The sequence below is a fragment of the Pseudoalteromonas sp. SR43-3 genome, assembly GCF_014163875.1.
Classification (GTDB): Bacteria; Pseudomonadota; Gammaproteobacteria; order Enterobacterales; family Alteromonadaceae; genus Pseudoalteromonas; species Pseudoalteromonas distincta.
The window spans coordinates 308041-327106 of the sequence record NZ_JACJEC010000004.1 but is presented as its reverse complement, the minus strand read 5'-3'; the positions used below and the strand labels follow the sequence as shown (position 1 = coordinate 327106).

General features: G+C 37.8%; 18 protein-coding genes. 6 read left to right on the top strand and 12 right to left on the bottom strand.

Annotation, left to right across the window (positions count from 1 at the left end):
- Window positions 1-135 precede the first annotated feature (135 nt).
- Entirely contained in the window at window positions 136-1890 is a 1755-nt protein-coding gene (locus H5088_RS07830) for a putative bifunctional diguanylate cyclase/phosphodiesterase (protein WP_404936288.1), read from the top strand.
- A 79-nt stretch (window positions 1891-1969) separates the two neighbouring features.
- Here H5088_RS07830 and H5088_RS07825 read toward each other — a convergent pair whose 3' ends face one another.
- The 7 genes from H5088_RS07825 to H5088_RS07795 all read right to left on the bottom strand — a co-directional run bounded on the left by H5088_RS07825 (window position 1970) and on the right by H5088_RS07795 (window position 8748).
- Window positions 1970-2671, bottom strand: a complete 702-nt coding sequence (locus H5088_RS07825; protein WP_024603578.1) for a TorF family putative porin — start codon at window positions 2669-2671, stop codon at window positions 1970-1972.
- A 9-nt stretch (window positions 2672-2680) separates the two neighbouring features.
- Complete coding sequence (locus H5088_RS07820; RefSeq protein WP_182752616.1) at window positions 2681-3898, bottom strand: BCCT family transporter; 1218 nt, start codon at window positions 3896-3898, stop codon at window positions 2681-2683.
- A gap of 158 nt (window positions 3899-4056) precedes the next feature.
- Window positions 4057-5724 (bottom strand): choline dehydrogenase, encoded by a 1668-nt coding sequence (gene betA, locus H5088_RS07815; protein ID WP_182752615.1) that lies wholly within the window; start codon window positions 5722-5724, stop codon window positions 4057-4059.
- An 11-nt stretch (window positions 5725-5735) separates the two neighbouring features.
- Window positions 5736-7199, bottom strand: a complete 1464-nt coding sequence (gene betB / locus H5088_RS07810; RefSeq protein WP_182752614.1) for a betaine-aldehyde dehydrogenase — start codon at window positions 7197-7199, stop codon at window positions 5736-5738.
- Between the two features lies 1 nt (window position 7200).
- A complete protein-coding gene (betI, locus tag H5088_RS07805; RefSeq protein WP_024603276.1) occupies window positions 7201-7776 on the bottom strand; it encodes a transcriptional regulator BetI in 576 nt (191 codons plus the stop codon).
- A 409-nt stretch (window positions 7777-8185) separates the two neighbouring features.
- Complete coding sequence (locus H5088_RS07800; protein WP_002958617.1) at window positions 8186-8491, bottom strand: hypothetical protein; 306 nt, start codon at window positions 8489-8491, stop codon at window positions 8186-8188.
- On the bottom strand, window positions 8491-8748 hold the full coding sequence (locus tag H5088_RS07795; RefSeq protein ID WP_008169639.1) for a DUF3081 domain-containing protein: 258 nt from the start codon (window positions 8746-8748) through the stop codon (window positions 8491-8493). Before H5088_RS07795 ends, H5088_RS07800 begins: the two co-directional genes overlap by 1 nt.
- A 146-nt stretch (window positions 8749-8894) precedes the next feature.
- Here H5088_RS07795 and H5088_RS07790 point away from each other — a divergent pair, with 146 nt between their 5' ends.
- Window positions 8895-10175: a flavohemoglobin expression-modulating QEGLA motif protein gene (locus H5088_RS07790; RefSeq protein ID WP_002958615.1), complete on the top strand. Its 1281-nt coding sequence runs from the start codon at window positions 8895-8897 to the stop codon at window positions 10173-10175.
- Between the two features lie 71 nt (window positions 10176-10246).
- Here the strand turns inward: H5088_RS07790 and H5088_RS07785 are convergent, their stop codons facing one another.
- From H5088_RS07785 to H5088_RS07770, 4 genes are read right to left on the bottom strand one after another with little or no spacing between them, the layout of a single operon-like run.
- Window positions 10247-11050: a DUF1338 domain-containing protein gene (locus H5088_RS07785; RefSeq protein ID WP_182752613.1), complete on the bottom strand. Its 804-nt coding sequence runs from the start codon at window positions 11048-11050 to the stop codon at window positions 10247-10249.
- A 35-nt stretch (window positions 11051-11085) separates the two neighbouring features.
- Window positions 11086-12552: a succinylglutamate-semialdehyde dehydrogenase gene (gene astD, locus H5088_RS07780; protein ID WP_182752612.1), complete on the bottom strand. Its 1467-nt coding sequence runs from the start codon at window positions 12550-12552 to the stop codon at window positions 11086-11088.
- A 7-nt stretch (window positions 12553-12559) separates the two neighbouring features.
- Window positions 12560-13594 (bottom strand): arginine N-succinyltransferase, encoded by a 1035-nt coding sequence (gene astA, locus H5088_RS07775; RefSeq protein ID WP_024595454.1) that lies wholly within the window; start codon window positions 13592-13594, stop codon window positions 12560-12562.
- 50 nt (window positions 13595-13644) lie between these two features.
- Window positions 13645-14850, bottom strand: coding sequence for an aspartate aminotransferase family protein (locus H5088_RS07770; protein ID WP_182752611.1), 1206 nt, complete (start codon window positions 14848-14850; stop codon window positions 13645-13647).
- 194 nt (window positions 14851-15044) lie between these two features.
- Between H5088_RS07770 and H5088_RS07765 the strand changes: the two genes are divergently transcribed.
- The 3 genes from H5088_RS07765 (at window position 15045) to H5088_RS07755 (ending at window position 17385) form a co-directional block, all read left to right on the top strand.
- Window positions 15045-15473, top strand: a complete 429-nt coding sequence (locus H5088_RS07765; RefSeq protein WP_002958609.1) for an Lrp/AsnC family transcriptional regulator — start codon at window positions 15045-15047, stop codon at window positions 15471-15473.
- Window positions 15474-15739: 266 nt separating this feature from the next.
- Window positions 15740-16114: a hypothetical protein gene (locus H5088_RS07760; protein ID WP_182752610.1), complete on the top strand. Its 375-nt coding sequence runs from the start codon at window positions 15740-15742 to the stop codon at window positions 16112-16114.
- A 101-nt stretch (window positions 16115-16215) separates the two neighbouring features.
- Window positions 16216-17385 carry a cache domain-containing protein gene (locus H5088_RS07755; RefSeq protein ID WP_182752609.1) on the top strand — a complete coding sequence of 390 codons (1170 nt, stop codon included), beginning with the start codon at window positions 16216-16218 and terminating at the stop codon, window positions 17383-17385.
- A 57-nt stretch (window positions 17386-17442) separates the two neighbouring features.
- Here the strand turns inward: H5088_RS07755 and H5088_RS07750 are convergent, their stop codons facing one another.
- Window positions 17443-18375, bottom strand: a complete 933-nt coding sequence (locus H5088_RS07750) for a hypothetical protein (RefSeq protein WP_182671206.1) — start codon at window positions 18373-18375, stop codon at window positions 17443-17445.
- Window positions 18376-18761: 386 nt separating this feature from the next.
- On the opposite strand from H5088_RS07750, the gene H5088_RS07745 reads away from it, so the two are divergent.
- Complete coding sequence (locus H5088_RS07745; RefSeq protein WP_024595450.1) at window positions 18762-19064, top strand: isoamylase early set domain-containing protein; 303 nt, start codon at window positions 18762-18764, stop codon at window positions 19062-19064.
- Window positions 19065-19066 lie beyond the last annotated feature (2 nt).

The window sequence follows — 19066 nt, the reverse complement described above, 5'->3', positions numbered from 1 at the left end:
GGTTTTATTTTCTTAATCATAGTTCTATTTTGTTTCTGCATAAACATAGAGTTAACTAATCAGATCAACCGTATAAATCTATTTCAGACTAATATTGATATACGAAGTTTCGAGATCACGAATACCTCCCTTGATATGGCTCCTTGGTATAATCCCATTTTAAATGGCCATTATATAATTGAGCAGCCAACAGCTGATTTTTTACTTATCAAAACCACTGATACCCAATTTGTAGCCGCTGATTCTAATAAGTTAATCATGATGACGCTCTCATCACCCATGAACTTTTTATTTTTATGTATATTGATATTTGGCTCAGGTATCTACTTACGTAGAGAACGTAGAAAACGTCATTATAAAAATCAAATAGCGGAGCTCAACCGCCAAGCCAATAGCTTACTTACTGCATTTAATTTACAAGTTAAACCGGCAGAGAACCCATTAGGTGTAAGCAGCTTAAGTCAATCTATAAATAGCTTAAATTCACACGTAGTTAATTATGTAAAACAAACTCAAACAAGTATTTGTCAAGATAAACTGACGCTGTTAATTGACCGCCATGCATATATTGAACACATAGACAGACAAATAAATCATGCTAATCAGGAAGATCTCAAATGTGCGCTTCTATTTATCGACTTGGATGGCTTTAAACAAGTAAATGATTCGTTTGGCCACAGTTTTGGTGATGAAATATTAGTTCAAGTGGCCAGTCGACTTGCAAATGTTTTACGTCACCATAAGTTAAGTAATATTAATAGCGCTAATCAATTAGAGCAAAACTTATCAAGATTAGGTGGAGATGAATTCTCCATATTTATAGAACTACTTGATGATAGCGACAGAGTTGTTGACATTGCGAAGCACGTGTTAAGTGAGCTTGAAAAAGACTTTGTGCTTGGCAATAAAATAGTAAAAATTAGTGCTAGTATTGGTATTGCTGCTTACCCAGAAAGTGCGTCAACCCCACAAGCACTTTTACAATTAGCTGATGTTGCTATGTACAGAGCTAAGAGTGATGGTAAGGGAATATTTAAAGTTTACTCGCCAGAAATGGGTAACAAAATGCGCCGTTACCATTATTTACTCGAAGAATTGCGTTTAGCGCTCGCGTGTAAAGATTTTTACTTGTCTTTTCAGCCAATTGTACATGTTGAAGATTGCATGATTGATTATTTTGAAGCACTTACCCGGTGGGACCATCCAGTTGAAGGTATGATCCCACCTTCAGAATTTATTCCAATAGCAGAAGAGTCGAATTTAATTTTAGAGCTTGGCGATTGGATTATGCTTGAATCGTGTCGGCAAATGGCTGCATGGCATAATGCAGGTATGCGCAAAGTTAAAATATCAGTTAACGTTTCGGGCATTCAGTTAAAGCACCGTGATATTTATGATTGGATAATGAAGAAGCTAAAAAAAACCGGCTTACCGGCGACGTCTCTAATGCTTGAAATTACCGAATCAACATTTATTCAAGCCAGTCCTAGAATAATCAAAGAGCTAAGTAGATTAAGAGAAGAAGGCATCACTATTGCAATTGATGACTTTGGTACAGGTTTTAGCTCGTTGAGTACATTAGCGGATTTACCAATTGATGTTATTAAAATTGATCGCTCGTTCATAGCTCAAGCCAATAAAAGCCAAAAATATAGCGATATATTAAATACAATTAGTGAGCTTGGACAAAAGCTGGGCCTTAAAATTGTAGCTGAAGGCGTTGAAGAAATAGGGCAGTTTGAGCTTGTTAAAAAAATGGGTGTGAGTTCAGTTCAGGGGTATTTAGTGAGCCGTCCTGAGTCATCAGTTAATGTAGGCAATAAAGTATTACGTAATAACACCAGCAATCTTTCTGCATCGGGTACAAGTGCGTGGGATATTGTTAGTTAGTTAGTTAGTTAGTTATTTTACAAATAAAAATGCCACTCTAAATAGAGTGGCATTTTTTGTTTAATCAGTAATTAATGTATTAAAGATCAAATGTGCGTGAAACAGCAAGTACAATACGCTCATCAGCATAATCGTAATCTAAGCTAGTGTTTTCAGCAGCCACTTCAATACCAAAACCTTCGTAGCTTGTTTGATAAGCTAGGCGGTAGTGCTTGTACGATTTTTTCTGGTTTGTATCCCAAGCCCACTTTTCACCATCAAGTGAGTTTGAAATATCAAAACTTGCACGTAGTGCGTGATTTGGAGCTAGTTCATAAGTGTGAGCAACCATTGAAATTACATGACCCGCACCTGTTCCAAAGTAATCCCAGCTATACCAAAAGTTAAGCTCAGTTTGGCCGTATTCACTTGCATAACCAAACTTAGTGTAAGCTTCAGCGTAGTTACCGTCACTGTTATTACCTTGATAAGTGTAATAAGCGATACCGTAATCAACGCTGAATTGCTCATCAAGTTGTACATATTTACCTAAGTAAGCATCAAGCTCAAAATCAGTGTCGTCACCAAAATCTACGTTTGAGGCCCAAACACCAGCGTAAACACCACTATCAAAGGCATAATCTAAGCTGCCTTGAATTGCAGGGTCGCTATCGGTCTGTGTTACACCATTAAAAGTGTAGTCAGACGCTGCAGTGATTGTTGTTGACCAATCAGCTGCTGCAGTTGTTGATAAAAGTGCAAATGGTAGTGCTACTACAAGTTGTTTTAGTTTGTTATTCATTATTAATCCCTAGTGTACTGTGTCTATTTTTGTGTAATCAATTGCGTTTGCTTTTGGTGAGCTATCTATATTCGTTACTGTTTTAAATTTACTGTAACCAATAAAGGCTGCACAGATAAAGAACAAGCCGATAACTAATGCGCCTACCCACTGAATTTGTAAAAATTCTAATTTAAACAATAGTGTAAGTAATGATAGACCAACAACATTTCCGATTATGTATTTCATTTTGCCAAAACGCTTTACGGTAAAGTTTAGGTTATCTGTATATAAACGCACTAACGAATCAAGTGAGTTAATTACAAATACAATACCTACAAATACCATAGCGAAGTTTTTAATACCTTGAGTTGGGATGCCCGCTTCATGGTAGTGATAAAGTACGCTAAACCAAATCGCAATAGGAATAGAAGGGAAAATCAACATTGCACCTAATACTTGGTATGTTTTAAGTCCACCAACAAAGCGTGATGTAAATTGACCAATCATTATGCTCCACGCAAACCACCAGAATAAGTAAAACTCATGGTAATCATTAAGCGGTAAAACAAATTCATTAATGTTTGCAAAGTAAGTACCAATAGAACCTAAGTTATCTGTAAATGCTGACATTTGACTATCACCTATCACAAATGCGACAGTCCACATAAAGGCGATTAAAGCTAAGAATAACCACGTAGTAGAAATACTTAAAATACGTACATATTTAATATCAGTACTTGAGTACACAGCAAAACAGATAGCAGCAAACACAATTAAGTAAAACTCAGAAACTATACTTGTTCCATCACCTAATTCGGGTAAATACCACGGTAGGTTTGTAAGCAGCAAATAAGCGGTAAATGCACATGTACCAATAATTACAACGTTATTGATAAATTTAACCCAAGGAATTTCGAAAAATTTCACTTTAGGTTCTATTACACAGAAATAAAAGCACGTAAGAAAGTAAAATCCCCAGATCAAAAATCCCCAGTAGCCAAACTCAATAGCCAGTGGATTTGCAAACGCGTATTCTGGGCTTGCTTTTATGTCTGCATAACCTGCAAACTCAGTTAAAGGAAACATAATAAGGCCAACATCTAGGCCAGAAGTAAATAGTATTGCTATAAAGGTAAAGGTTCGAACTGGTGTTACACCTACTACGCGAACATTACCCCATTTAATTAAAATAGTGATAATAGCAAGTAAGGTAAAAATGATGCCTGCATTAAGCCAAATAGTCATTGTTACCCTCCAGTAATGAATAAAAATAATTCATAAGCACTCCGTATTTTATTGTTTTATTCTCGCATTAACACAACGTAACCTATTTACATCGTGTGCCACTGCAAGGCACGCATTGGTTTAGCCCGACGAGACTAAACCTAAGCATGTGGCTAAAGTTAGATCTCCGTACTACGTTGTGTTTCTTGCCAGTTTGTTGTTATGGCAACATTCACATCCGATTTCTGTAATGGTTCTTTACCTAAAATTATGTCAGCTGCTTTTTCGGCAACCATAATAGTAGGCGCATTCAAGTTTCCGTTAGGAACTGTTGGGAATATAGATGAGTCAACAACACGTAGTCCTTCAATACCATGTACTTGCGTATTTGAATTAACAACGGCCATATCATCTTCACCCATTTTGCATGAGCAAGAAGGGTGGTAGGCACTTTCTACGGCTTGGCGTACAAAGGCATCTATTTCTTCATCTGTTTGAATATGTTTACCTGGTTGAATTTCTTCATCGCGGTATTCATCAAAGGCACTTTGTTCGATTATGTCGCGTGTTAAGCGAACGCACGCTCTAAAGCCTTCAATATCGTCTTGGTGTTCAAGGTAATTAAATAAAATGGTTGGTGGTTGCTCAGGGTTCGCAGAAGCAATAGTCACACTACCACGGCTTTTTGGTTTGTTATGACCAACATGTACCTGAAAACCATGACCTGCAAATGCACTTCTACCGTCGTAACGCATAGCCGCTGGTAAAAAGTGATACTGAATATCTGGCCATTCAACACCTGGTTTTGAGCGAATAAACGCACACGATTCAAAATGATTCGTTGCACCTAAACCCGAACGCGTTAATAACCAGCGCGCGCCAATCAAACCTTTTGAAACAATGCCTAGCTTGCCGTTAAGCGTGATAGGTTGCTTACACTTGTATTGAAAGTAAAACTCAAGATGATCTTGTAAGTTTTGACCTACACCTGGTAGATGATGCTGTACTTCAACGCCTGCTTTTTCAAGCGATTGAGTATCACCAATACCAGAGAGTTGTAAAATATGTGGAGAGCCGATTGGGCCTGCACTTAATACAACGTCTTTTTCAGTATGTGCTGTTTTAACGTCGCCATTTACTTTGTATTCAATGCCTGTGGCTTTTTTACCATCTAAAATCACGCGCTGTGCTAGTGCACCTGTAATAATTGTTAAATTACTACGCGATTTAACAGGGTCTAAATACTCACGCGAAGCAGAGCTGCGCACGCCGTCTTTTACAGTCATGTGCATTGGGCCAAAACCCTCTTGCTGCGATGCATTATAATCATCTGTAGACGCGTAACCGGCTTGTACACCTGCTTTGATAAAGGTGCGGTAAAGCGGGTTTTTCATTTCGTTGCCGTTATTAACGCCAAGCGGGCCTTTGCCACCACGGTAAGTATTTTCACCAAGATAAAAGCTTTCTGCTTTTTGAAAATACGGTAAACACGATTGGTAATCCCAGCCGTTTGCACCGTGTTGCTGCCATTCGTCAAAATCTTTTGCATGGCCACGTACGTATACCATGCCGTTGATAGATGACGAGCCGCCTAATACTTTGCCTCGAGGACAATGCATCTCACGGTTATCTAAATGAGGCTCAGGCTGCGTATGAAACTGCCATGCATATTTGTCACTATTCATAGGAATAGATAACGCGGTTGGCATTTTTATAAAAATACTTTTATCACTACCGCCAGTTTCAAGTAGTAACACGCGGTTACTTGAATCTTCAGATAAACGGTTTGCTAAAACACAACCCGCCGAACCCGCGCCAACAATAATATAGTCGTAATGATTACTCATAGTAGGGCGCCTTAAAATGGGCTTTCTATGTCGGCCATACCAACATAAATAGACTTAGTTTGCGTGTATTGATCAAGAGTTTGTATACCATTTTCACGGCCAATACCCGATTGCTTATAACCGCCAACTGGCATTTCAGCAGGTGAGTTACCGTATGCATTAATCCAACAAATACCAGCTTGTAACTTGTGAATAACGCGGTGCGCACGTTTAATATCGCTAGTAAATACGCCTGCGGCCAAGCCTAGGTGGGTTGCGTTAGCGCGTGCAATAACATCGTCTTCGTCGTCAAAAACAAGCACGCTCATTACAGGGCCAAATATTTCTTCTTTAACGATTGTCATATCGTCATTACAATCAATAAACACAGTTGGTGCTACAAAGTATCCATTAGGTGCAGATTCAGGTGAAAGCGTTGTACCACCAGTTAATAGCGTTGCACCTTCTTCGATGCCTTTATTAACGTAGCTCATTACTAGTTCTTGGTGCTTTTTAGAGATAAGTGCGCCAAAGTTAGTATTTAAATCTTGTGGGTCGCCAGCAATAATGTTTTTCTCAGTGCGCGCTTTAAGCTCATCAATAAACTGCTGATATACATTTTTGTGAACGTAAATACGTGTACAGTTAGTACAAATTTCGCCTTGCGTATAAAAGTTACCTAACATAGCAGCGCTAACCGCTTGCTCTATGTTGGCATCATCAAATACTAATAGTGGAGATTTCCCACCAAGTTCCATCGTGACATCTTTTAAAGTACCGGCAGCACTTGCTACTACTTTTTTACCTGTGCCTACTTCACCCGTAAACGATACTTTATCAATCTCGCTATGCTGCGTTAGCCACTGGCCTACATCGCCCGCGCCTTGAACCACATTAAACACACCTGCAGGTACGCCAGCTTCAACAAATACTTCTGCAAGTTTAAGAGCGCCCAGTGGTGTTTCTTCTGATGGTTTGAATATAAATGCATTACCAGCAGCAAGGGCAGGGCCCGACTTCCAACATGCAATTTGTAGTGGGTAGTTCCATGCACCAATACCCGCACAAATACCTAATGGTTCTTTGCGTGTGTAGTAAAAGTCATCACCAACCATTTGTTGTTGGCCTACTTGTGCTGGCGCAAGACCTGCAAAGTATTCAATTACATCAGCGCCAGTTTCAATATCAACACAATTTGCTTCTTGCATTGGTTTACCGGTGTCGAGTACTTCTACAAGTGCTAGTTCATCGTTGCGCTCGCGTAAAATAGCCACTGCTTTTAATAAAATGCGGCTACGTTCAATGGGTGTCATTGCTGACCACTGAGCAAAACCTTGCTTTGCACTCTCAATGGCTGCGTTTTGAATAAATTCGTCGGCAATTTCTACTGCGTAAATAACCTCGCCCGTTGCTGGGTTTGTTACATCAAATGTTTTGCCGTTCTGGTTTGCAAGAAAATGGCCGTTAATAAAATTTTGATAGACAGGTGTAGTCACGCTAGGCTCCATATTGCTTGATAAGTGAAAGTACATAGCTTTTTGCTAACTTTTCACAGTGTTTAAACTGATTATTGTCTGATTTACTCAGTACTGCTCTTAACCATAGGCCATCGATCATTGCGGCGCTAAGTTCTGCAGCTTGATTTGCTTGCTCAATAGGCATTAATTGTTTAAAAGAAAATGCTAAATTACTTTGCAAGCGTTTACTGTTTACATTTTGTAGTCGGTGTAATTCTTCATCATGCATCGATTGCGCCCAAAAACTTAACCACGTTCGGGTTGTATCATTACGCTGTTGTACAAGCGCAAAGTTGGCTTCGATAATAAACATTAAACGTTCAGTCGCATTTGTTTGATGATTTACTTTGCCTATCAAGTCTTGTTTTAAGCTTGTTAGTAAGTATCGAACAGTGGCTTCAATCAACCCCTGCTTACCACCAAAATAATGACTAATAATACCCGACGATAAACCTGCATTTTTACTAATGCTGTTTATAGTCGTTCCTTGTAATCCATTCGTCGCAACAGATTCTATAGTTGCGTCAATTAGCTGCTGACGCCTGACAGGTTCCATTCCAACTTTAGGCATAATTTTTATTAATTGAACGTTCAATAAAGATAAGCTTAAGGTAATAGCTCTAACAATTCAAGGTTGAGGTAAATATCTAGATGCCAAAATGTAGATTAATCATTAATAAAAGAGCAATTAATAGGACAAAGAAGATGTGGTTTTTATTTATTTAATTTTATTTAAAACAGTAGCTTGAGAATTTAATTTTTAAATTTAATAATAGTAATGATTTGTTTACAGCAATAAATGAATAAAATGTCAAAAAACCATTAGAACAATAATAGTTAGAGTACTAATAGTATTATTTTGATACAAAAGAACACTAAACCTGCAATTGCTTAGTGCTCTAATAAATTTATATGGAGAGTAAACTTTGTGGTTTTATCGCTTTAAAGCGCTTGGTATTGAAAGGTTAGGCATTATTAATAACGCCTTTAAAAAGTAGGGGGTAACGTCTTAGTCTATTGCCAATGTAGTCATCAGCTAAAATTTGCTGGCAAATGAAATCAATATCTTTGCTTGCTTCAAATACCCAATCAAAGCGCTCTATAGCCAGTAAAAAACCACGCTTTAAATGAGTTTGAGAACGGTACTGTTCTAGGTTGTCTTGAATAATAGAGACTTTACTTGGATTAGCTTTAAGCTCTTCTACTACTTGATTAATAAAAGTAGTATTGAGCTTACTGGTCGGGCGGTGTCTGAGTTTTCGTGGGTGCATTAGCTCTCGTTTGCAATGTTATATAATTTTTTCAAAAAGTCGTCTTTATGCTTTTCATGTTCGTAGTCAAGGTGGTAAGTATTATGAAAACCAAAGCGCAGTTCTACGCCGCTACCTTGTAGATATACGGTGTAACCGTCTACGTCTGAATAAGCAGTAACGCCTTGATAATGCTTACCTTCATCAGTCATTTCACCTTTTTGAATTATGCGTTCATATACGGCTAAAATCTGTTTATTGTCGAGTTCGTTTTTCATATTTTATACCTTTTATTAAAAAGCTAATACGATATAGATATGAGGGTCGATCATCTTAAAAACAATAGCTAAAAAAATGTGATATTGCTTTGTAATTTGGCCTTTTTAAATTATGCTCAAAATTCATTTATTGTTGAGCTTACACCATGATAGACAAGGCGTTACTACTAAAAACTCGTGAGTTATCGGATCAATTAATTGCATTGCAAACGCCTATTAGGATACTCGATGCTATTAATTGGGATAAACAAACTAAAGAGGAGTTTTTTAGACAAAAATGTCAAAAAAATCCACTGATCGATCGTGCATACTATCAACAGCGCGATCTTGGTTTTGTACCTAGCGAGTTACGCCAAGCGTTTTCTACTTTGCACCGTAACATTATTAATCAATTGGGGCAGTTAAATCCCATTGCTCAATACATGGGAAAAATGTGCACAGAGTATAAAACAGTATTAAGCATGCTTGAGTATCGTGGCACACCAGAGTTTCATGACTTATCGGTGGAGTTATTTGGTCACCCTAAAGATTTATTTCATGCCGGTGAGCCCTCACTTTCTGAGCTAGCTAATATGCTAGATAAACCGCTGCAAAATTTACTTATAGCCGACATACTGCCTGACGACCCTAAAAATATTGATGCTGTTGATGCAGTGCGTATTCTGTCTGAGCAAGTAACCGCTAGTATGGCAGGCATAAACGTAGAGGTAATGCTTAGCGATGGTATTGTTAGTGATGCAGCCGCAGGTGCTAATAATATAAAGCTTAATCAAGATGTTAAGTTTTCGCAGCGTGAACTTGATATATTGGAAGTTCACGAAGGGTGGATACACGTAGGTACCACTCAAAATGGTTTAGCTCAGCCTTATTTAACGTGTTTGAGTAAAGGTACGCCTAGCTCTACTATTACTCAAGAAGGCCTAGCGGTATTAACCGAAATTATTACTTTAAAATCGACCCCAAGGCGCTTATCTAAATTAGTTAACCGTATTCAAGCCGTTACAAAGGTTATAGATGGCGCTGAGTTTGTAGACATTTACCGTGATTACGTAGCGCAAGGTTTATCAAAAGATGACAGCTACACACTCGCGCAGCGTGTATTTAGAGGCAGTACGCCAACAGGTTTGCCTTTTACAAAAGATATTGCCTACATTAAAGGCTTTGTATTGGTTTATAACTTAATACGCGTTGCAATACAGCTTGGTCGAATAGATAGACTCCCTTTATTACTGGTAGGTAAAATATCGATAGATGATTTTAGATTAATATCGCAGCTTCATGATTTAGGTGTAATAGAGAGCCCACAATTTGTGCCACCACACTTTAAAGACTTACGTGGTTTGGCAACTTGGTTGAGCTTTGGCCGCTTTATTGGCGATTTATCGTTTGAAAAGTTAGAAAACGATTATAAACCGTTATTTTTATAATTAATCAACATAACCTACCGACATAAAAAAAGCCCATAACGGGCTTTTTAAATAAAGTACTTTAGGTTTTGCTATCGAGCATTGGTGCTTTCAAATATTTTGTCAGCTGAGGCTGCAACAAAACCAGTATAAAGCTCACCGTCGGCTTTAGGGTAACGAATAGCAAACTCATAAAAACAGCTAGGGATGCTCATATCACCGTCACTAAAGGTAACAGAGTATTCATCAGCAAGTGTTGACGATTGCTCTAGTAACACCTCTGGTGAGCCTTTAACTTCACCGCCTGACGTATTAAGCGAAAAGCCGGCGTCTTTTAGGGCTTGGTTAACATCATGAATGTTATCAAACTTAGCAAGCGTATTAATATTTACGGTAAAGTGATTGGCACGGTAACCCCACGCCGACATCCACGCTGCATATTCGCTTTCAGCTAGCAGTTGTTTGTAAGTATCGGTGCTTACTTGCCAATGCGTGCCTGAATATAAAAAGTTGTCTGCTGTAACTGCACTTTCGTCAATTTGACTTACCATATCTGTCACGATGGCTTGTAACTCTGGCGAGCATTTTTCTACTAATAGTTCAGAGATAAATACTTTTGGCTGACTAGGATCGCTATGCTCATAGTGTTTTGCGTAAAGTTTTTTAGCTTCAAAGTGGTACTCACCACATTCTTTGTAACCAATTGCTAAAAAGTGAGCGGCGAGCTTTTCAAGACCCACTTTTTCTATATTAAATGTACGCAGCGCAATATGATCGTTAATGATGTCATCTTTTTGCGTTGACCCTAAAAGGTCATGAATTTTATCTGCCGATGGAGTTACGTTTAAATAGTTTTCCCAAAGGTTCTCAAATAATGTGTTTACATCAGTATGCATGTTAAGTCCTTAAATCTAAAATTTGGTTTTATTACTTATTCAATTATTAAGCCCGGCGCTAGGGTTTGCGGTAAGCTCACTTTGTCTGACTCAACAGATGCGACAGGGTATGCGCAATAATCGGCGGCATAATAGGCACTGGCTCTGTGATTACCACTGGCGCCAATACCGCCAAATGGAGCTGCACTTGAGGCACCCGTAATAGGGCGGTTCCAGTTAACAATACCGGCACGGATGCGCTTTAAAAAGTGAGTGTAGTCATCTTCGTTATCAGCCAATAAACCTGCAGATAAACCAAAGCTTGTGTTATTGGCTTCAATGATTGCGCTGTCAAAGTCATCAAAGCGATACACTTTAATTAGTGGTCCAAAATGTTCTTCATCTGGCATGTCGGTAATGTTTGTTACATCAATAATGCCTGGACTTACAAAACCTGTGCCTGATTTTAATTGCTTAAGTTCAACAAGGATTTGCGCGCCTTTTGAGACTAATTCACTTTGCGCGGCAACCATACCCAGTGCTGCTTTTTCGCTTATCATCGCACCCATAAAAGGCTGCTCTGTAGCAAAGCTGTCGTCTACAACTATATTTTTAGTTGCGCTTATTAGCTTTTCTAAAATAGCATCGCCGTTGGCTGATTTTTCAATAAATAAGCGGCGCGCACACGTACAGCGCTGACCTGAGGTAATAAAGCCTGATTGAATAATATCGTGCACAGCAGCGCTTACATCACTCACATCTTTTACAATCAGTGGATTATTACCGCCCATTTCAAGCGCTAAAATCTTACCGGGGTGTCCAGCAAACTGTTTATGTAGTAAGTGACCTGTGTTTGAGCTACCGGTAAAAAACAAGCCATCTATATCTTTATGAGAGGCAAGTGCTTTACCTGTTTCAATTTCACCTTGCACAAGGTTAATAACACCCGCTGGTAAGCCCGCTTTTAGCCAAAGTGAGAGGGTAAATTCTGCCACGTGCGGAGTAAGCTCTGATGGCTTAAATACCACTGTGTTGCCAGCTAGAATTGCAGGAACAATATGTCCGTTTGGTAAATGCCCAGGAAAGTTATACGGGCCAAAAATAGCCACAACGCCATGCGGTTTGTGTCTAATAAACGCTTTAGCACCGGGCATTGGGTTTTCGGTTGTACCGGTACGCTCATGGTAGGCTTTTACAGATATAGCTACTTTACCTGTCATTGCGCCTACTTCGGTGCGGGTTTCCCATAATGGCTTTCCTGTTTCGCGTGCAATTATGGTCGCAAATTCTTCGCTGTGTTCTTTTAATTGTGCTGCGAAGCTTTCAAGAATGACTATACGCTCTTCAAGTGGTTTGTCTGCCCATTGTAATTGCGCAGCTCTGGCTGCTTTTATAGCAGAACCTACTTGAACAGCGTTTGCGCCATTACCTTGCCATACCACATCGCCATTACTTGGATTGATTGACTCAAATGCTGGACCAAGTCCCACATGCCACTGATTATTAATTAGGTGTGTATTCATAAATTATTTACAGGCGGAAAAATCGCGCTGCGTCTCCTTGGCTTAAATTAAGCGCCTTAGCCACATCTTGGCTAATGACGAGAGTATGTTTTGCATGATTGTAGTGTGCGTCTTTGGTGAATGTTGCTCTAAAGCCACTTACGCCTTGATTACATACAGCCAGCGTATCAGAGCTATTTTGTGATATGTGATCAAGCTCGCCAATCGTAACAGGGCAAACTTGAGAGTCGCGAATGCTGCGAATATTTCCAAGCTTTGCTTCAACTGTTGGGCCTGCATCAAATAAATCAACGTAGCCTCTGTGCTCAAAACCTTCCTTTTCTAATAGTTTTAGCGCAGGTTTTGTTTTTTCATGCACATGCCCAATCACTGCTTGGGCTTTTTTACTAAGCAAGTTCACATAAATAGGGTACTTAGGCATTAACTCGCTAATAAACACCTTATCGCCTAAGCCAACTAAGTGATCCGCTTGTGGAAATTCGATACTAAAAAAGTGCTCTTGTAGCCATTGCCAAAAAGGAGAATGACCGTCTTCGTCGCTAACACCGCGCATTTCTGCGATAACAGTATCGGCAAAACGCTCGCTGTGCTGAGCCATAAACAAAAAGCGTGAACGAGATAAAAATCGACCCGTTAGGCCTTTACGGCTATTTTCGCGCAAAAATAATGTACATATTTCTGAGCAACCAGTGTAGTCGTTACACATGCTTAAAATATCAACGGTGTTATATACATTTAAAGTAGGCGAGTGGTGTACTGTTTTACCCAAATGATAATGATATAAAGGCACCGATAAACCTACCGCGGCTTCTATAGCGGTTGTGCCAATAACGTCACCTGTTTCACTGTCTTCTAAAACAAATAAATAGCTTTCATCAAGTGGCTGGTTAATGTTTTTGGCAAAGCTTTTTTCAGCACGTTCAATTTTTTCTTTAAGCTGTGTATCGTCCACAGGTAAAGAGGTAAACCCATGACCGGATTCAATCGCTATTTGTTTAAGCGCGTCAAAATCATTGGCAGTAATAGGACGTAATACTTGCATTTATTGCTTGCTCCAATAGCACGCCATTAGGCGTGCTAATTTAAACTATATTAACCGTTTACTACGTCGCTAACGGCTTTTTCAAAGCGCGCTAAGCCTTCTTTAATATCTTCAAACGGAATAATTAAAGACGGTGTAAAACGAATTACATTCATACCCGCTACAAGATTCATCAAACCATTATTAGCACTGGCTATTAAAAAGTCGCGTGCGCGGCCTTCAAATTTGTCATTTAGTACTGCGCCAATTAATAAGCCTTTACCACGTACTTCGCTAAATACGTTATATTTTTCGTTAATTGCGTTTAATCCGTCACGGAATAATTGCTCGCGCTCTTTAACACCGTTTAGTACGTCTGGTGTGTTTACTGTATCAAATGCCGCTTCGGCCACAGCACAAGCAAGTGCGTTTCCGCCATAAGTAGAACCGTGAGTACCAATTTTTAAATGCTCAGCAATAGGTGTACGAGTGATCATAGCGCCAATAGGAAAACCACCACCCAATGCTTTTGCCGTTGTTAAAATGTCAGGAACAACCCCTAAACCTTCATAGGCGTATAAATCGCCTGTGCGACCAACACCCGTTTGTACTTCATCAAAAATAAGTAACGCGTTATGTTTAGTACAAAGTTCGCGTACTTTTTTAGCAAATTCATCTGTTGGTGAAATAATACCGCCTTCACCTTGTAATGGTTCCATCATAACAGCACATGTTTTATCGCTGATCAGCGCTTCAAATGCCGCTATATCGTTAAAATCACAATGTACTATGTCCGCAGGTTTTGGACCAAAGCCGTCAGAATAAGCCGCTTGCCCGCCCACAGTTACTGTAAAGAATGTACGACCATGGAAACCTTTATTAAATGCAATAATTTGCGTTTTTTCAGCGTCATATACGTCCAATGCATAACGACGCGCTAGCTTGAGGGCTGCTTCGTTTGCTTCTGCACCTGAGTTTGCAAAGTAAACTTTATCAGCAAATGTTGCTTCAACCATTTTTTGAGCTAAACGAAGTGCTGGCTCATTGGTCATAACATTTGATAAATGCCAAATTTTTTCGCCTTGCTCTTTTAATGCTTTAACTAATGCAGGATGACAGTGACCCAAACAGTTAACGGCAATACCACCGGCAAAATCAATGAACTCATTGTTATTTTGATCCCAAACGCGTGAACCTTCACCACGAACTGGGATAATTGCTGATGGGTTATAGTTTGGTACCATTACGTCGTTAAATAAGTCTCTTGTTACTTGCATTTTTACACCTAAATTTAATGGGCTTAGATAAAAGATTAGTTGCTAACTCAAAGAAGAATATAGCCTTTATTCTTCAGCAAACACGTTATTATTTCTTATAGAGGTCATTATCGAAGGTTAGCTGTTAAAATTGCAGTGCTATTTTGTGAAAAATGATTAAAATAAAAGTCAAAATAACGAAGAAAATAACCATTATGATAACTCCACAAGATGAAAAGCTACTTTCTGTACTAAAAACAAATGCAAGAGCGAGTATTTCTGATCTTGCGCGAATGCTTGACTTGTCTCGTTCAACAGTACAGAGCCGAATGCTCAAATTAGAAGAAACCGGTGTAATTAAAGGCTATAGCGTTGATTACGGTGACGACTACCTTAGTAAAATGGTATCAGCTCATGTGTCTATAAAAGTAAGACAAAAATTAACGACTAAAACAAACATTGAGCTTAAGCAAATTGATGCTATTTCACAGCTATATGCCATAAGTGGTGAGTTTGATTTAATTGCGGTGGTACAGGCTCAAAATTTAGAACAGCTTAGTCATTTGTTGGACGATATAGGAAATCTTGATGGGGTGGAGCGCACAACATCTTCTGTTATTTTAGAAACTAAATTTAAGCGTTAATCTCCCTTTACACTTGAGTCGTTAAATGCTGTTTACATATTTAGGGTCACTATAAACATTGCTAAATAAATTGTTTATAGACTCTTGCTTTATTTCGCTTGAGTGATAAAATCAGGTACAGTTTTTAATTGCGTTTTTAGTAATTATTTAACAAGGATTTATTTAGTATTTACATGGATGTAGAGAGTCTCACTCCCTCGTATTTATGTAAAAATTCGTACTATTCTATAAAAAATATAATATTAATTATTATTTTAAGGGAAATTATGAAAACGGTTTTTACAGTGATATTATCAATCATACTTATAGGCTATTATTTAACTGCCAAAGCTAGTCATTTTTCTTCAAAGAAGAATACAGAAGTTAATTCGTATAGCGATATCTATTTTAAACTCGAAACATCCTCAGTAAATATCAATGAAATAATTGCTGGCGCTACAGACTTTGCTTTAACTATGTGCGCAGATAAAGCCTATCAGGAAGCGTTAGGTAATACTGTTGCTAGCTGCAATTCTCAATTTGAAGAATCTAAAAATGTTTGCTCAAAACATATTATGAAGAATGCTAAGCAGCACTATACAGACAAAGCTACGGTAACACTGATAACAGAACGGTTTATTAACTGTGTCAGCGCTGCATAGCGAGGAAAGTAGAGCTGTTACCTAATAATTACAGCAAATAATGCAATTTTAATCTGTTTGGCTACACTTATTTTAATTTGTACATTATTTAGCAATAGATTATGCCCGCATATTTTTTTACTCTTTTATTAGGTTTAACTGAGCCTCTCCAGTTTGGGACAAACTTACCCACCACGGCACTTAATAATGCAGTCAACCAAGTCGAGTGTATTTTATTTGAAATGGGAGCTCCTTTCCAGCTACAAACCTTGCCATGGTTACGTGCTCGTAGAGAAGTAAAGTTAAAGCGCTTAGATGGATATTTCACAACCCATTTAATGCCTGAAATGAAAGCTTATGGACGTATATCATCCCCCATTTTTTTAGAAAGCTGGTACTGGTTTACTCACCCAGAGAGCATTAATAAACCAAAAAATAAAATGCTTTATGGTGCAGTAAGAGGAAGTTATCAAGCAAATTGGTTTAAAACTCAAAATATTATTGCTGAGGTAGAAGTAAATTCATTAGAAGAAATAGTAAATGTAATGCACCATAAACGGATTGATAGGATCCTACTTGATTTAGATGATTTTGAATTAGCAGCCTCTAATCTAGGGATTAATAAAGACGAGTACCAAAAAGAATTTTTTAGATATGTACCTTTGGGGTTATTTGCTTCGCATTCCCTTATCAAACGCCTTCCTGAATTTATGCAGCAGTTCGATGAAAATATAAATACTTGTGCGCAAGCTCCATTTTCACTATCAAAAAGTGAAGAAAAGCAAATACTTGATAGGCTCTACAGTAGCGCTAAAACCTTATTAAACTTACCTAGTTTAGTCGAAGAAGTTCAAATAAGTAATGAGTCTCCTTTGAGTGAGCCTGAAATTATGAAACGAGACCAGTTATGGATAAAAGAAAGTAAACACGTTGGGCATGCTGATGGGTTAACTATGTTTGATTTACCGTTATCTAAGCTATTTAAAAAATGGCAATCGCAGTTTAAAGGTGTTGTTACTGAGCTTATATTGACTGATAGCCAAGGAAAAAATATAGCAATAAGTAAGTTAACCAGTGATTACTGGCAAGGAGATGAGAATAAGTTTACTAAAATATTTAAACAGTCAAAGGACTATAACTTTGATAGCGTTACATATGATGCATCAACACATCATTTTCAAGTACAGCTAAGTTTTCCTGTTTTAGATGATAATAATAGTCATATTGGAGTGTTGATTTTAGGTGTTGATGTAGAAAAAGCACTCCATTCGTCAAACGAAAAGAGTAACTAACTCGATACCTTTCATAAGTTAGCTAAGCTTTAGAACTTTAGCTTAGCTAACATTATATTATGGATGTATTTTTTCTGAGGTCGGCTTTTTTCTTATAATTTCTTTTTTGGCTTCATCAAGCTTTATAAAATAAGCATTACCGCCAATACCTTTAAATTCTTCATCTGTAAATACAATAGTATTGTCATCAAAAAAAGTGATAGCTTCTTTTTGAGTCACTATTCCTAAGTCAATTTTTGATACATCGCCAGAAAAAAACTTATCACCCTCAAAATTTTCGAATAGCCAAATACTGGTTGAATCAAGTAATATTAGTTTTTTACGATCAGGGCTTAAAGCGGCCGATGTTATCCAGCATAGCTTTTCTAAAGTGGTACATGTTTTAAATGAGTCTATTAACTCTGCTTTAAAATTAGCGGCATGATCGCCCACTTTATAAACCTTAGTAATACCGTCAAATGGCTCTGTGCGGTTTTTAGTAAATAAATATAAGTGACGTCCTAGAGCTACAAATGCCTCTAAATCAAAATTACGGTTATTGGGCTTTATAGGACTGCCATCCATTTCGGGGTAGGTAAACTTAATTATTTCTGCTTGAGTCGTATCTGTTTTTATATCTATCGGGTTTTCTATTTTATAAATAGTGAGCCATCTACGATCGTTTTTGTTGTTACCAAAATCGCCTAAAAAGAAGTGCCCAAATTTGTTTTGGGTCATGTCTTCCCAATCAATGTTTTTAGCGTTTTCAACTAAAATTTCTTTAGCAATAGAACCGTCTTTATTGAGTCTGTATAGCTTTGGTTCATTGCCTCCGTCGTTAATAGCCCATAAACGTTGCTGTTTATCAAATTCTATTCCTGATATTTCTTTTAATTTAGGGTCAACTGAAATTTCTTTTTTACTGTATAGGGTATAAATTGAGGTACCAATAAATGCAGCTACAACTAAAAAAATGATGGTGGTAGTTATTAAAATGGTTTTTTTCAACATGAAATTAATGATATTTCAGAGTATTAGAATGATGTGTATTATCCATGATGAAGTAATATAAAAAAAGTAATTTAGGATTTTAAATTTTCTTCGGATATTTGCAGCTATAAATATTTATATATTGAACTAATGAGGTTTTTAATAGTTTGTTGGTTTGAATATTGCTCTGTATGTTAAGTATCATTTAAAGCGTATTGTATATAAGGTTAATGCACCTTTTTGGTGCAATTGAAATATTATTTGCACTGTAATAAAGCGTAAATAAAGTTTTGTTTAACTAATAACACGTTTAATGATTTTTAGATGGTTACCACATCGCCTTTTTGTTTAGTTGTATGGCCTGTGGCAAAAATTAAGTACCCTTTTTGGTTTAGTTGGAGCCTGCTATGTTGAATAAACGTTTTTTTAAAACAAAAGATGAAGCTGAAGTTACTTTTGAATTTTCTCATCCAGAGGCAGAAGAAGTTTGCTTATTAGGTGAATTTAATGATTGGAAACCAGTGCCAATGAAGCTTTATAAAAAACAAGGTGTGTTTAAATTTAAGCAACGCTTACCTATCGATCAACAATTTCACTTTCGTTATCTGATTAATGGAGACATTTGGGATAACGACCATCAAGCTGACGGTTATATCGGCAATACATTTGGCACAGAAAACAGCATAGTAAATACTCAACGCACTAATTAAGG

What these genes read in the sequence shown, in the direction of transcription:
- H5088_RS07830 (WP_404936288.1), top strand. Translation starts at nt 136, where the DNA reads ATGGCTCCTTGGTATAATCCCATTTTAAATGGCCATTATATAATTGAG.
- H5088_RS07825 (WP_024603578.1), bottom strand. Translation starts at nt 2,671, where the DNA reads ATGAATAACAAACTAAAACAACTTGTAGTAGCACTACCATTTGCACTT.
- H5088_RS07820 (WP_182752616.1), bottom strand. Translation starts at nt 3,898, where the DNA reads ATGACTATTTGGCTTAATGCAGGCATCATTTTTACCTTACTTGCTATT.
- betA (WP_182752615.1), bottom strand. Translation starts at nt 5,724, where the DNA reads ATGAGTAATCATTACGACTATATTATTGTTGGCGCGGGTTCGGCGGGT.
- betI (WP_024603276.1), bottom strand. Translation starts at nt 7,776, where the DNA reads ATGGAACCTGTCAGGCGTCAGCAGCTAATTGACGCAACTATAGAATCT.
- H5088_RS07800 (WP_002958617.1), bottom strand. Translation starts at nt 8,491, where the DNA reads ATGCACCCACGAAAACTCAGACACCGCCCGACCAGTAAGCTCAATACT.
- H5088_RS07795 (WP_008169639.1), bottom strand. Translation starts at nt 8,748, where the DNA reads ATGAAAAACGAACTCGACAATAAACAGATTTTAGCCGTATATGAACGC.
- H5088_RS07790 (WP_002958615.1), top strand. Translation starts at nt 8,895, where the DNA reads ATGATAGACAAGGCGTTACTACTAAAAACTCGTGAGTTATCGGATCAA.
- H5088_RS07785 (WP_182752613.1), bottom strand. Translation starts at nt 11,050, where the DNA reads ATGCATACTGATGTAAACACATTATTTGAGAACCTTTGGGAAAACTAT.
- astD (WP_182752612.1), bottom strand. Translation starts at nt 12,552, where the DNA reads ATGAATACACACCTAATTAATAATCAGTGGCATGTGGGACTTGGTCCA.
- astA (WP_024595454.1), bottom strand. Translation starts at nt 13,594, where the DNA reads ATGCAAGTATTACGTCCTATTACTGCCAATGATTTTGACGCGCTTAAA.
- H5088_RS07770 (WP_182752611.1), bottom strand. Translation starts at nt 14,850, where the DNA reads ATGCAAGTAACAAGAGACTTATTTAACGACGTAATGGTACCAAACTAT.
- H5088_RS07765 (WP_002958609.1), top strand. Translation starts at nt 15,045, where the DNA reads ATGATAACTCCACAAGATGAAAAGCTACTTTCTGTACTAAAAACAAAT.
- H5088_RS07760 (WP_182752610.1), top strand. Translation starts at nt 15,740, where the DNA reads ATGAAAACGGTTTTTACAGTGATATTATCAATCATACTTATAGGCTAT.
- H5088_RS07755 (WP_182752609.1), top strand. Translation starts at nt 16,216, where the DNA reads ATGCCCGCATATTTTTTTACTCTTTTATTAGGTTTAACTGAGCCTCTC.
- H5088_RS07750 (WP_182671206.1), bottom strand. Translation starts at nt 18,375, where the DNA reads ATGTTGAAAAAAACCATTTTAATAACTACCACCATCATTTTTTTAGTT.
- H5088_RS07745 (WP_024595450.1), top strand. Translation starts at nt 18,762, where the DNA reads ATGTTGAATAAACGTTTTTTTAAAACAAAAGATGAAGCTGAAGTTACT.